Source organism: Ruminococcus bromii, from assembly GCF_928721825.1.
Taxonomy (GTDB): Bacteria; Bacillota; Clostridia; order Oscillospirales; family Acutalibacteraceae; genus Ruminococcoides; species Ruminococcoides bromii.
The window spans coordinates 1,296,703-1,308,469 of sequence record NZ_CAKMVP010000003.1; the positions used below are offsets into that span (position 1 = coordinate 1,296,703).

Sequence of the window (11,767 nt, forward strand, 5' to 3'; positions counted from 1 at the left end):
AGTACGGAGGTATATGAAATGGCAGTAGATAAAAACAAAGCGCTTGAAACTGCGCTCACACAAATTGAAAAACAGTTCGGCAAGGGTGCTGTAATGCGTCTTGGCGAAAATAAACATATGAACATTGAACACATCTCAACAGGTTCGCTTTCGCTTGATATTGCACTCGGAATCGGCGGACTTCCCCGCGGAAGAATTGTTGAAATTTACGGACCTGAATCTTCGGGTAAAACAACACTTTCTCTCCACTGCATTGCAGAGGGACAGAAAAACGGCGGCAATGTTGCATTTATTGATGTTGAGCATGCACTCGATCCGACATATGCGGCAGCTCTCGGTGTTGATGTTGATTCACTCCTCGTTTCACAGCCGGACACAGGTGAAGACGCTCTTGAAATTGCAGAGGCGCTTATCCGAAGCGGTGCGATTGATGTTATCGTAATCGACTCCGTTGCCGCTCTTGTTCCAAAGGCTGAAATTGAGGGCGAAATGGGTGACAGCCATGTAGGTCTGCACGCAAGACTTATGTCACAGGCACTGCGTAAACTCGCAGGTGCAATTTCAAAGTCAAACTGCGTTGCAATCTTCATTAACCAGTTGCGTGAAAAAGTAGGTGTAACCTACGGTAACCCCGAGGTTACAACCGGCGGTCGTGCGCTCAAGTTCTACAGCTCCGTTCGTATTGATATAAGAAGGGTTGAAACCCTTAAATCAGGCGGTGAAATGGTCGGTTCACATACAAGAGCAAAGGTTGTAAAAAACAAGATTGCTCCTCCGTTCCGCGAAGCTGAATTTGATATTATGTACGGTGAAGGCATTTCCCGTGAGGGCGAGCTTCTTGACCTTGCCGTAAAGGCTGAGATTGTTCAAAAAGCAGGAGCATGGTTCAGCTATGACGGCAGACGACTCGGACAGGGACGCGACAAGGTCAAGGAGCTTCTCAAAACCGACAAGGAGCTTGCTGCTGAAATTGAGAAGAAACTCTGGGAAAATATTGACAAGCTTTATGAACGCAAAAAGCCTGCTCCAAAGGTAAAAATTACCGAAGTTCCGTCTGCAAACCAAGAAATCAAGCCTGATTCTGCGGATAAGACAGACAAAAAGAGCGGTGCAAAAATTGATGTTCTGGTTGACGACTGATGCTTATAACCGCAGTTGAACCACGAAGAAAGGCGATGTGTGCGCTCTACATTGACGGCGAATATGTTATGAATCTTGACGCACGCACAGTTATTGAAAACAGATTTGATGTCGGCAGAGAGATTGATGACGAGGAGCTGCACGAGATTATCAGGCTAAGCAATGAGCGCCGTGCAAAGGAAAAGGCTTTGTGGCTTATTTCCTATCGTGACCACTCAAAAAAAGAACTCACCGACAAAATCAAACGCACCTGTGATGAAGAATCGGCGGAAAAGGCTGTTGAGCGAATGGAAGAACTCGGTCTTGTAAATGACGAAAACTTTGCAAGACGATATGCCGAACAGCTTTTGTTTTCAAAACATAATGCTCCGAGAAGTGCGGTAAGACAGCTTGTTCAAAAAGGAATTGACCGTGAACTTGCAGAAGAGATTATCGAAGAAATCGACTTTGATCCATGTGACGGAATAAGGGCGGTTATCGACAGAAAATATAAAAACATAAATGATGAAAAAATAAGGCGAAGAGCCGTTGCCGCTCTGCAAAGGCTCGGATACGGATGGGATGACATTAAGACCGTCCTCAGAGAATACACAGAGGAAGACTGATTATGAATTATAAAGTAGGCATTGTATCACTCGGTTGTGCAAAAAATCAGGTTGACGCCGAGATGCTTTTGTACACACTCAAGAACAGAGGATTTATTATTGTGAACGATCCGGCAGATGCGGACGCAGTAATTGTAAACACCTGCGGATTTATCGAAAGTGCAAAGCAGGAAAGCATTAACGAAATTATTGAACTCGGCAAGCTCAAGGACGAGGGCAAAATCAAGGCAATCATCGTAACAGGCTGTCTTGCTCAAAGATATAAATCGGAGATTTCCGAACAGCTTTACGAGGTTGACTCGGTTATCGGAATAGGTGCCAACGAAACTATCGCAGACATCGTTTTGAAAACACTTGACGGACAGAAGTGCGAAAGCTTCCCCGACAAGGTTTGTCTGCCGCTTGAGGGCGGAAGAATCCTTTCAACTCCCCCCTACACCGCTTATCTCAAAATTGCCGAGGGTTGTGACAACCGTTGTTCCTACTGTGCAATCCCGATGATCAGAGGCAGATTCCGCAGCAGAGATATTGAAGATGTTGTAAAAGAGGCGGAAGGTCTTGCTGAGCGCGGAGTCAGGGAACTCAATGTAATTGCTCAGGACACAACCCGTTTCGGTGAGGATAAATACGGCAAACCGATGCTTGCAGAGCTTCTCAGAAGACTTTGTAAAATTGACGGCTTTAAATGGATAAGGGTTCTCTACTGCTATCCCGACAGAATTACAGACGAACTTATTGACACAATTGCAAGTGAAGATAAGATTGTGAAATATATGGATATTCCGCTCCAGCATTGTGACGGGGATGTTCTTCGCAGAATGAACCGTCACGGTGACAGAGAAAGCCTTACTGCACTCATGAACAAGATTAAGGATAAAATTCCGAATGTAATCTTCCGCTCAACCTTTATTACAGGTTTCCCCGGTGAAACCGAGGAGCAGTTCAATGAGCTTGCAGAGTTTGCCGCTGAGATGAAGTTTCAGCGACTCGGCTGTTTTGCCTACTCTGCCGAGGAAGACACAAAGGCGGCTGAAATGCCCGACCAGATTGACGATGAAATCAAGCAAAAGCGTGCCGATATTATTATGGAGCATCAACAGCAGGTTATGGCTGAATACTGCGAAAGCCTTGTTGGCAAAGAGATTGAAGTTCTTGTTGAAGGCTTTGACAAGCTTGCCGAATGTTTCTTCGGCAGAAGTTATGCCGACGCCCCCGAGGTTGACGGCTGTGTATTCTTCACCTGTGACGGTGAAAAGCCAAAGGCAGGAGATTTTGTCAAGGTGCGTGTAACCGATTACACAGGCTGCGATCCTATCGGTGAATTTGTCGGCAAAATCGCCTAAGTGGCTAAAAGACTCAGCAATTTCATAATATTAAACTTTGAAAGGCACATAAAATGAACTTACCAAATAAACTGACAGTAGGACGAATAATTCTTGTTCCGTTCTTTGTGGCGGCACTTCTTGCGGATTTTCCGCTCAACAATGCAGTTGCTATGATTATTTTTGTAATGGCATCACTCACAGATATGTTTGACGGAAAAATTGCAAGAAAAAACGGTCTTGTAACCGACTTCGGAAAATTTGCCGATCCGCTTGCAGACAAAATTCTTGTACTTGCCGCCTTTCTGTGCTTTGTACAGCTTGGAATATGTGACTGTGTTGCGGTCATAATCGTGCTTTTCCGTGAATTTTCCGTCACCTCAATACGGCTGATTGCCGCCTCAAAAGGCAAGGTTGTCGCCGCTAATATGTGGGGCAAAGCAAAGACGGTTTCACAGATGATTGCTATAATTGCAGTAATTGCAATGCAAATCGTGCTTGAACTGCCCGAAGTCGGACTTAATTTTATAAACACGGCAACATTTGAACCGATTTTCTTTGTGGTGGGAGAAATTCTCATCTGGATTTCGGTTGTATTCACAATCATTTCGGGCGTTGTATATATAGTTCAGAACAGACAGTTTATTTCTCAGACCTGAGAACATACTCTCACGGTCTTGACAGGAGGGTGATTGCGTGTTTAAAAACCTGAAAGCGGATATTGATGCGGTTATGGAGCGTGACCCTGCCGCAAGGAGCAGAGCAGAGGTGTTTTTTCTCTACTCGGGTTTCAAGGCGGTGCGTTCTCACCGAAAAGCCAACTGGTGTTTGCGGCACAACCTCAAGTTTCTTGCAAGGTGGATTTCTCAACGCAGTCGTCACAAGACGGGAATTGAGATTCATCCCGGCGCAACAATCGGTAAGGGACTTTTTATAGATCACGGAATGGGCGTTGTCATAGGCGAAACTACAGTAATCGGTGACAACTGCACCATCTATCAGAATGTTACTCTCGGAGGAACAGGCAAAGAAACGGGAAAAAGACACCCCACACTCGGCAATAATGTGCTTGTCGGCTCGGGGGCAAAGGTTCTCGGTCCGTTCAAGGTCGGTGACAACGCAAGAATTGCCGCAGGTGCGGTTGTTTTAAGCGAAGTTCCGCCGAATGCAACGGCTGTCGGAGTTCCGGCAAGAGTAGTAAAAGTCAACGGTGTCCGCAGTGAAACCCTTGACCAGATTCATGTATCGGATCCGGTTGCGCTTGCATTGTGCAACCTTGAACATAAAATTTTTGAACTTCAAAAACAGCTTGATGAGCTGAAAAAGGAAAATGTAAAAAGTGAGGAATAGCAAATGATTTTATATAATTCTCTCGGACAGACAAAGCAGGAATTTGTACCGCACACACCCGGCAAGGTTAATATGTACACCTGCGGTCCTACTGTTTATCACTATGCCCACATCGGCAATCTTCGCACCTATATTATGGAAGATGTTCTTGAAAAGTATCTTCGTTTTTCGGGTTATGATGTAAACCGTGTAATGAACATCACAGATGTAGGTCATCTTTCAAGCGATGCCGACACAGGCGAGGATAAGATGCTTTCAGGCGCAAAGCGTGAGCATAAGACTGTTATGGAGATTGCAAAGTTCTACACAGACGCATTTTTTGCCGACTGCGAAAAGCTCAACATCAAGCGTCCCGATGTTGTAGAGCCTGCAACAAACTGCATTGACGATTTTATCAATATGATTTCCGTTCTGCTTGAAAAGGGCTATGCCTACATTGCAGGCGGCAATGTTTACTTTGACACTTCAAAGCTCGACAACTACTATGTGTTCGGCAATATGAACGAGGATGACCTTGCTGTCGGCGTTCGTGACAGCGTTGAAGAGGACGAAAACAAGCGTAACAAGGCTGACTTTGTTCTCTGGTTCACAAAGTCAAAATTTGATTCACAGGAGCTCAAGTGGGAGAGTCCGTGGGGTGTAGGTTATCCGGGCTGGCACATTGAATGCTCATGCATCAGCTACAAGCACTGCGGTGAATATCTTGACATTCACTGCGGCGGCATTGACAACGCTTTCCCCCATCACACAAACGAAATTGCACAGAGCGAGGCTTTTCTCGGTCACAAGTGGTGTCCGTACTGGTTCCATGTACTTCATCTCAATGATGCAAGGGGCAAAATGAGCAAGTCAAAGGGCGGTTTCCTTACAGTTTCACTTCTTGAAGAAAAGGGGTACAATCCGCTTGTTTACAGAATGTTCTGCCTCCAGAGCCACTACCGCAAGCCGCTCACATTCTCATATGACAACCTCGACAACACAGCTACAGCCTACAACAAACTTGTAAAGAGAATTTCCGCTCTTTCAAGGGACGGTGAGCCTGATATGGCAAAGGCTGAGGAGCTTACAAAGGGATTTTGCGAGGCACTCGACAACGACCTCAACACTTCTCTTGCTCTCACCTGCGTTTATGATGTTCTCAAGGCTGACGCAGACGATGCGACAAAGCTTTATGTAATCGGCGAATTTGACAAGGTGCTTTCACTCGACCTTACAAAAGTTCCCGAAAGCAACAAAGCGGACGCTGACGATGACTTTGCCAAGGAAGTTGAAGAGCTTATTGCACAGCGTACAAAAGCCCGTGCCGAAAAGGATTGGGCGACAGCCGACGCTATCCGTGACAAGCTTAAAGAGATGAAGGTTGTTGTCAAGGACACAAAAGACGGCATTGAATGGCATGTTGAGGGTTAACTTGACTGCTATCGCCCAATGAACGCACCTAATTAAAACAAAATATGAATAAATAAAAATCCCCTTCATATAAATTTGGTATGGAGGGGATTTTATGCGTTTGTATATCATAACAAAACGAAATCTAATATCAATCGGATTCTGTCTTTTAATCGGAGTTCTTGCAGGGGCAATTGCAGTCACATCAACCGTTCGAGCCGTTCAAAGTGCGGCTGCTCAGCGTGAAATTCCCATTTACTATGTTGACACGGACAAAAAGCAGGTTGCCCTGTCGTTTGATGCGGCATGGGGCAATGAACAGACAGAACAACTGCTTGAAATTCTCGACAAATACAAGGTGAAATCAACATTTTTCCTTGTGGGCGACTGGGTTAAGAATTATCCCGACAGCGTAAGGGATATTGCAAAGCACGGTCACGATGTTGGCAATCACAGCAACACCCATCCGCATATGACGCAGATGTCGTCGTCCGATATGGTCGGTCAGATTCAGTCCTGCAACGAAAAAATCAAGGAGCTTACGGGCAAAACTCCCACCCTGTTCCGAGCCCCCTACGGCGATTACAACAATGATGTTGTAAAGTCGGTCAACGGATGTAATATGTATTGCGTGCAATGGGATGTCGATTCGCTCGACTGGAAAGATCCTACTCCCGAGCAGATAAAGCAGAATATTATGAAAAAAATCAAAAACGGCAGTATTATATTGATGCATAACGGTGCAAAAAATACCCCCGAAGCATTGCCGACGGTAATCGAGGCAATCAAGTCCGAGGGCTACGAAATCGTTCCGATTTCGCAAATTCTGCTCAAAGGCGAATACTACACAGATGTTGACGGCAAAATGTGCAGTAAAACCGCCACACAACCGAGTTCGTGAGTAAGGCATATTTAACCGTAATAACTCAAAAATTTTATGTTTTGGTATGATGAAAGCAATGTGTAATCTGTAGGGCGAACCTCGTTCGCCCGCAAGTAATAGTGCAAACTATATGTTAAAACAAATTTTATAAATACCGAAGTTTTTTCAAATTACCGCCTTATTAAGTCGTTCACTTATTCACACGATGCCTTTTTACTGCGGATTCTATTCTTTTTGACAAGCAAAACCCCAGTGCCGCACCTGCGACATTAATAATAACATCATCAATGTCAAACATTCCCAAGGTTGTAAACAACTGTATGATTTCAACTGAAAGCACAATAATACAAATCAAAATAATGTAATACTTAAATTGCCTTGTTTTTTTCAGTAGGTGCGGCAGGAAAAATCCCATTGGCATAAACAGCATGAGATTTCCTATGATGTTTTTGATGAATGACAATGTATATTCTGCGGTAATTATGGGAGTGGTGAAAAAATCATAAAAACTCCAAAAGGGTATCGGGCTGATCATATTTGTTATCCACTCGATATATGTGCAGCCGATGTCCGATCCCATTCTGTAGAAAAACAAAATGTATGCAAGAGCGAGACAATATAAAGCAAATATTGTTTTTATAAATTTACTATTCATTTTACGAGTCATTTTAATAATAACTCCTGTTAATGATATATTTTTGCACTACCATATGGCAGGTCGAGTTAGCTGAATGTTTAGCGGATTCGTAAGCAAGCTTTGCCACTACGCTTTCAAGGTTATCGTTTTCTAAAAAATAGTTATCCTCATCGTTTGCCCAATCATCAATTCTTAAATCAATACAATTTTCAGGAATTACAATTTCCCTCTTCTTTGCTGCATCTTTTGTAAGATTGACAATGCAACTGTTTTCATCCCACACGAAGTCGCCGATAACTGTATTTCCGACTTCAGCAGTACTTGAATCATCAGCCGATGAATCGTTCACGGACTCAACCTTGCTTGAAGATTTGTCGGTTGAAGATGAATTGTTACCGCCCGAACAACCCGTTGCAACCGCACCAAGCGCAACCGTCAAAGCCAAAAGTGCAACTATAAATATTCTTTTCATTTTTACTCTCGTCATGTTTGCTTTATATCACCACTTAATACAGCAAGGCTATTATATTATTAAAACAAAATTTTGTCAATAAGTTAAAATATTATTCTCTAATACAAACAAAGAACAACTTTTTCGGTGCAGAAATTATATTAATTTATATCAAAATCATAATTTATTATTAAACCGCTACATCATAAAATAAGGCTGACAGGTTATTAAAAATCTGTCAGCCTTAATTATTTTATCAAGTTTTCACTACGGATTAAAATCAATAAACAACAACACGGGTTCCTGAGGAAATGTTGTTATAGATTTTCTTAACTGCGTTGTACGGTGTGTTTACACAGCCGTGTGAGCCGTGACCCTTGTACCTTGTTCCGCCGTATTCCCAGCTTGAACGCCATGATGCGTCATGGATTCCGCAACCGTCAGATGTGAACGGTAGCCAGAATGTTACATGAGAGTTATTCATCAAAGTTGCAGGCGATGCCTTGTAGATGATTGAATATGCACCCTTTGGCGTATCGTTTGTACCGTAGTTGCCGGTTACAACATCTGTTTCAACAACGAGCTTACCGTTCTTGTAGTACCACATATGCTGCTGATTGATGCTGATTTCAACATATGTACCGCCGACTGAAACACCGTAGGCATTCTTACTGATTTTTACACCCTTTGTTTGATATGTTCCGAGTATCTTGTATTTCTTTGGATTGCTGCCTGAACCGACATATCTGTAAGCACGAACACGGAAGTAGTAGGTTTTGCCTGCTGTGAGCTTTTTTGTGTTATAAAATGCATTCTTTGTTTCACCGAGTTTCTTATATTTGCCGTTCTTTGAGGTTGAATAGAAAATCTCATAGGCTGTAGGAGTAACAGGCGTCTTTTTCCATGTGAGATTTGCCCTTGAAAGCTTTGAACCGATTGAAATGGAAGGGGCGCTGAGGCCTGCCATACATCTTATTGTTGACGGTGACGAATAGTAAGTGTTCTTTTTGATTGCACGGTAAGCCTTAATCTGATAATAATAAGCCTTGCCCTGCTTGACGCCGGTATCCCTGTATGATGTTTTTGAGTTTGAAGTGATTGTCTTATAAAGAACATATTTTCCGTTTGTGTTCCTGCTCATACGGTAAATCTTGTAGCCTGTTGCCTGCGGAATCTTATTCCACGAAAGCTTGATGGCAGAGCCTGATTCTTTGAGCGAAACGCTTACGGAGTTCGGCAATGTTGCTGTTCTGTATGTTTGGCTCTTGCCCTCATACTTTACGCCGCCCTGTTTAACATAAGCGGCAATTTTAACATCATACCATGTGCCTGACTTAAGCTTTTTGACTGTACAGGCATTTGACTTTATATATGTAAGTCTTGAAAAATTCTTGTGTGCGTCATTGTTGCGGTAATAGATTACATAGCCCGTTGCACCTTTTACCTTATTCCACTTGAACGAAAGTGAGTTTGTTGTAGATTTCGTTCTTGTGAGGTTCTTAATTGCACCGACGCTCGGCTTGATAGGCTTAGTCGGAGGAACTACGGAAGGCTTTGAAGTGGGTTTTGTTGACGGCTGTGAGGGCTTGGTAGTTTCCGTTGCCTTGGTGGATTCAGTATCCATATCCGCTACATCAGATGAAACGGTGTTTTCTGTTGAATACCGAGTGCCTGTTTCTGCGGCAGAAACAGCTATTGTTCCGACAATGGAACAAGCTACGGTGATTGCTGCGAGCATTACAGCCAAAGCGTGTTTAAATTTGAATGTCATATATTCCATCTCCAATCGTATTTGATAATTAGATTATATATGTTTTTTTGGAAAAAATAAAGAGTATTTAGTAAAAAAATTCAAAAATCTTCCACTAATTACTCTTACTTTATCTTGTCATTTTTATTCAGTTTTGAAATGCGTTCACACTCGGCAATCAGCTTACTTTGTTTAAGCCGTCTTTCGTCCTCAAGAACAGACTCACGAACCTGCCTTTGCAGTCTTTCAAAAGGGGTGTCACGGTTGCCTGTTATCTCTTTCGGGCTTAAAATTTTGGGTGCAAGGTTTGAAGCACCGGGACGGGTAAGCATCTGAATCGTAATATGCTCGTGCTGAATGAGAGCGAAAAGCTGACTTAGAGAGGTACATTCGTCAATTGCCTTGACGAGTTCTTCCGTTGTTTTGTGACGGTACCCATGCACCTTTGTTTCCTTCAATTTCGCTCACCGCCCTTTATCGCTCCTGCAAAACACTGTAATCATTAAATTCTCAAATGACTGCCATCGCCTTTTGAGCGAGTGACACTTATACCTTAGATTATACTTAATTTTCACAAAATTTTCAACATTTATTTTCGGTTTCTTTGTTTACATCAACTCTTTTTTATGATATGCTGACTAACAGATACGCAAAATGCCCGTATAATCGACATTTTTCAGCGTTAAAAATCTTTTAACAGGAGCAGAATAATGAAAAAAACTATTTGTGCCGTAACGGCTGCCATGCTTGCACTTACCTCGGTTTTGTGCGGTTGTTCAAACAACGCTGAAAGCAGTTCGCAGTCGGGCAGTACGACCTCGGCAACTGTTGCCACAGACACAACGGTCAAGACAACAGGCGAAAAAATACATATAAACGACAGCACTCTCGGAGAAATTTGGATTACCGAGCTTGACGGTGTGCCGAAAAACACACTCAACAATGACAGCTTCTCCTCTGACGACACATTCAAATACTACAGCGAAAACGGCAAGCCTGCGTCAATGGAGGGAATTGACATTTCATCATACAGCGGAACAATCGACTGGGACAAGGTTAAAAAGTCCGGCGTGGATTTTGCTATGGTTCGCATCGGCGGAAGAGGTTACGGTTCTGACGGAAAAATGTACTCGGATGACTCTGCCCTTTCATATATAAAGGGTGCCAAAGCGGCAGGTATTAAAGTCGGCGTGTATTTCTTCTCGCAGGCGGTCAATAACGATGAGGCAATTGAAGAGGCTGACTATATAAAGTCACTTCTCGGCGATGAAACAATCGACTTCCCCGTTGCATATGACTGGGAAATCATAAAAGATGATGACGCAAGAACCGACGGCGTTTCGGCTGCTCAGGCAACAGCCTGTGCAAAGGCATTCTGCAACCGTGTAAAGGAGCTTGGCTACACACCGATTATCTATTCTCCGAGCAAAGAGCTTTACTTTAAATATGACCTCACCCAGCTTGCGGATTTTGACATCTGGTACTGCGAATACGCAAATGTTCCGACATTCTATTATCAGTTTTCTATGTGGCAATATTCCTCATCGGGCAAGGTTGACGGAATTGAGGGCGATGTTGATATGAACATCTGTTTCACAAACATAGCCGATTACGATTAAGAAAGGATAATATATATGAAAAAGATAGCAAGCTTTACAATCAACCACAACACACTTATGCCGGGTGTTTACATTTCAAGAATTGACGGCGACATTACAACATATGATATGCGTTTTGTAAAGCCGAACACACCGCCGTATCTTCCAAATCCCGTTATGCACACAATTGAACACCTTTTTGCAACATATGCCCGCAACAGCAAATTTGCCGACAATGTAATCTACTTTGGACCTATGGGATGCAGAACGGGTTTTTATTTTCTTGTTCGTGATATGTCGGAAGAGGACGCATTACAGCTTATAAAAGACACAATAAAGCAGTGTGCGGAGCACAAGGGAGAAATACCCGGAACAACAGCAATTGAATGTGGAAACTACCTTGAACATGACCTTGACGGCGCTCTGAAAGAGTTGAATAAATATTACTCTCTGTTAAGAAATTACACTGTTGATAACTTAAAGTATAATTAACATAGAGAATTATTGTTGATTTTTCCCTGTTTTTTGTAACCTTCTCCCCTATTATATTATTGATTGTGACATTTTTTAATTCTCATATTGCAATTTCGTAACTATTTGGTATAATAAAGGTATCGTGTTTGTTACAGAAATGTAACGGTT

General features: G+C 42.9%; 13 protein-coding genes. 9 read left to right on the forward strand and 4 right to left on the reverse strand.

The genetic code is table 11. From position 1 onward, the window contains the following. Nucleotides 1-18 precede the first annotated feature (18 nt). The 7 genes from recA to QDI94_RS06590 all read left to right on the forward strand — a co-directional run bounded on the left by recA (nucleotide 19) and on the right by QDI94_RS06590 (nucleotide 6,707). Nucleotides 19-1,140: a recombinase RecA gene (gene recA, locus QDI94_RS06560; protein ID WP_101028994.1), complete on the forward strand. Its 1,122-nt coding sequence runs from the start codon at nucleotides 19-21 to the stop codon at nucleotides 1,138-1,140. After that, nucleotides 1,140-1,745 carry a regulatory protein RecX gene (locus QDI94_RS06565; protein WP_278419804.1) on the forward strand — a complete coding sequence of 202 codons (606 nt, stop codon included), beginning with the start codon at nucleotides 1,140-1,142 and terminating at the stop codon, nucleotides 1,743-1,745. Before recA ends, QDI94_RS06565 begins: the two co-directional genes overlap by 1 nt. Nucleotides 1,746-1,747: 2 nt before the next feature. Next, nucleotides 1,748-3,088 (forward strand): 30S ribosomal protein S12 methylthiotransferase RimO, encoded by a 1,341-nt coding sequence (rimO, locus tag QDI94_RS06570; RefSeq protein ID WP_278419803.1) that lies wholly within the window; start codon nucleotides 1,748-1,750, stop codon nucleotides 3,086-3,088. A 53-nt stretch (nucleotides 3,089-3,141) separates the two neighbouring features. Continuing rightward, nucleotides 3,142-3,726 (forward strand): CDP-diacylglycerol--glycerol-3-phosphate 3-phosphatidyltransferase, encoded by a 585-nt coding sequence (pgsA, locus tag QDI94_RS06575; protein ID WP_278419802.1) that lies wholly within the window; start codon nucleotides 3,142-3,144, stop codon nucleotides 3,724-3,726. Between the two features lie 37 nt (nucleotides 3,727-3,763). Beyond that, nucleotides 3,764-4,417, forward strand: a complete 654-nt coding sequence (gene epsC, locus QDI94_RS06580) for a serine O-acetyltransferase EpsC (protein ID WP_101028997.1) — start codon at nucleotides 3,764-3,766, stop codon at nucleotides 4,415-4,417. A 3-nt stretch (nucleotides 4,418-4,420) separates the two neighbouring features. Beyond that, complete coding sequence (cysS, locus tag QDI94_RS06585; RefSeq protein ID WP_278419800.1) at nucleotides 4,421-5,827, forward strand: cysteine--tRNA ligase; 1,407 nt, start codon at nucleotides 4,421-4,423, stop codon at nucleotides 5,825-5,827. Nucleotides 5,828-5,921: 94 nt separating this feature from the next. Then, nucleotides 5,922-6,707 carry a polysaccharide deacetylase family protein gene (locus tag QDI94_RS06590; protein WP_278867989.1) on the forward strand — a complete coding sequence of 262 codons (786 nt, stop codon included), beginning with the start codon at nucleotides 5,922-5,924 and terminating at the stop codon, nucleotides 6,705-6,707. A gap of 172 nt (nucleotides 6,708-6,879) precedes the next feature. Here QDI94_RS06590 and QDI94_RS06595 read toward each other — a convergent pair whose 3' ends face one another. From QDI94_RS06595 to QDI94_RS06610, 4 genes are all read right to left on the reverse strand, one after another. Next, on the reverse strand, nucleotides 6,880-7,356 hold the full coding sequence (locus QDI94_RS06595; RefSeq protein ID WP_278867991.1) for a VanZ family protein: 477 nt from the start codon (nucleotides 7,354-7,356) through the stop codon (nucleotides 6,880-6,882). Between the two features lies 1 nt (nucleotide 7,357). After that, nucleotides 7,358-7,798 (reverse strand): hypothetical protein, encoded by a 441-nt coding sequence (locus QDI94_RS06600; protein ID WP_278867992.1) that lies wholly within the window; start codon nucleotides 7,796-7,798, stop codon nucleotides 7,358-7,360. Between the two features lie 259 nt (nucleotides 7,799-8,057). Continuing rightward, the gene (locus QDI94_RS06605; protein WP_278867993.1) at nucleotides 8,058-9,548 is read right to left on the reverse strand and encodes a L,D-transpeptidase family protein; all 1,491 of its coding nucleotides are present in this window, start codon (nucleotides 9,546-9,548) and stop codon (nucleotides 8,058-8,060) included. 104 nt (nucleotides 9,549-9,652) lie between these two features. Continuing rightward, nucleotides 9,653-9,985, reverse strand: coding sequence for a hypothetical protein (locus QDI94_RS06610; protein ID WP_278418816.1), 333 nt, complete (start codon nucleotides 9,983-9,985; stop codon nucleotides 9,653-9,655). Nucleotides 9,986-10,237: 252 nt separating this feature from the next. Here QDI94_RS06610 and QDI94_RS06615 point away from each other — a divergent pair, with 252 nt between their 5' ends. Next, nucleotides 10,238-11,146, forward strand: coding sequence for a glycoside hydrolase family 25 protein (locus tag QDI94_RS06615; RefSeq protein WP_278867996.1), 909 nt, complete (start codon nucleotides 10,238-10,240; stop codon nucleotides 11,144-11,146). Nucleotides 11,147-11,161: 15 nt separating this feature from the next. Then, nucleotides 11,162-11,617: an S-ribosylhomocysteine lyase gene (locus tag QDI94_RS06620; RefSeq protein ID WP_101028271.1), complete on the forward strand. Its 456-nt coding sequence runs from the start codon at nucleotides 11,162-11,164 to the stop codon at nucleotides 11,615-11,617. Nucleotides 11,618-11,767: the final 150 nt, after the last annotated feature.

What these genes read in the sequence shown, in the direction of transcription:
- recA (WP_101028994.1), top strand. Translation starts at nt 19, where the DNA reads ATGGCAGTAGATAAAAACAAAGCGCTTGAAACTGCGCTCACACAAATT.
- QDI94_RS06565 (WP_278419804.1), top strand. Translation starts at nt 1,140, where the DNA reads ATGCTTATAACCGCAGTTGAACCACGAAGAAAGGCGATGTGTGCGCTC.
- rimO (WP_278419803.1), top strand. Translation starts at nt 1,748, where the DNA reads ATGAATTATAAAGTAGGCATTGTATCACTCGGTTGTGCAAAAAATCAG.
- pgsA (WP_278419802.1), top strand. Translation starts at nt 3,142, where the DNA reads ATGAACTTACCAAATAAACTGACAGTAGGACGAATAATTCTTGTTCCG.
- cysS (WP_278419800.1), top strand. Translation starts at nt 4,421, where the DNA reads ATGATTTTATATAATTCTCTCGGACAGACAAAGCAGGAATTTGTACCG.
- QDI94_RS06590 (WP_278867989.1), top strand. Translation starts at nt 5,922, where the DNA reads ATGCGTTTGTATATCATAACAAAACGAAATCTAATATCAATCGGATTC.
- QDI94_RS06595 (WP_278867991.1), bottom strand. Translation starts at nt 7,356, where the DNA reads ATGACTCGTAAAATGAATAGTAAATTTATAAAAACAATATTTGCTTTA.
- QDI94_RS06600 (WP_278867992.1), bottom strand. Translation starts at nt 7,798, where the DNA reads ATGAAAAGAATATTTATAGTTGCACTTTTGGCTTTGACGGTTGCGCTT.
- QDI94_RS06605 (WP_278867993.1), bottom strand. Translation starts at nt 9,548, where the DNA reads ATGACATTCAAATTTAAACACGCTTTGGCTGTAATGCTCGCAGCAATC.
- QDI94_RS06615 (WP_278867996.1), top strand. Translation starts at nt 10,238, where the DNA reads ATGAAAAAAACTATTTGTGCCGTAACGGCTGCCATGCTTGCACTTACC.
- QDI94_RS06620 (WP_101028271.1), top strand. Translation starts at nt 11,162, where the DNA reads ATGAAAAAGATAGCAAGCTTTACAATCAACCACAACACACTTATGCCG.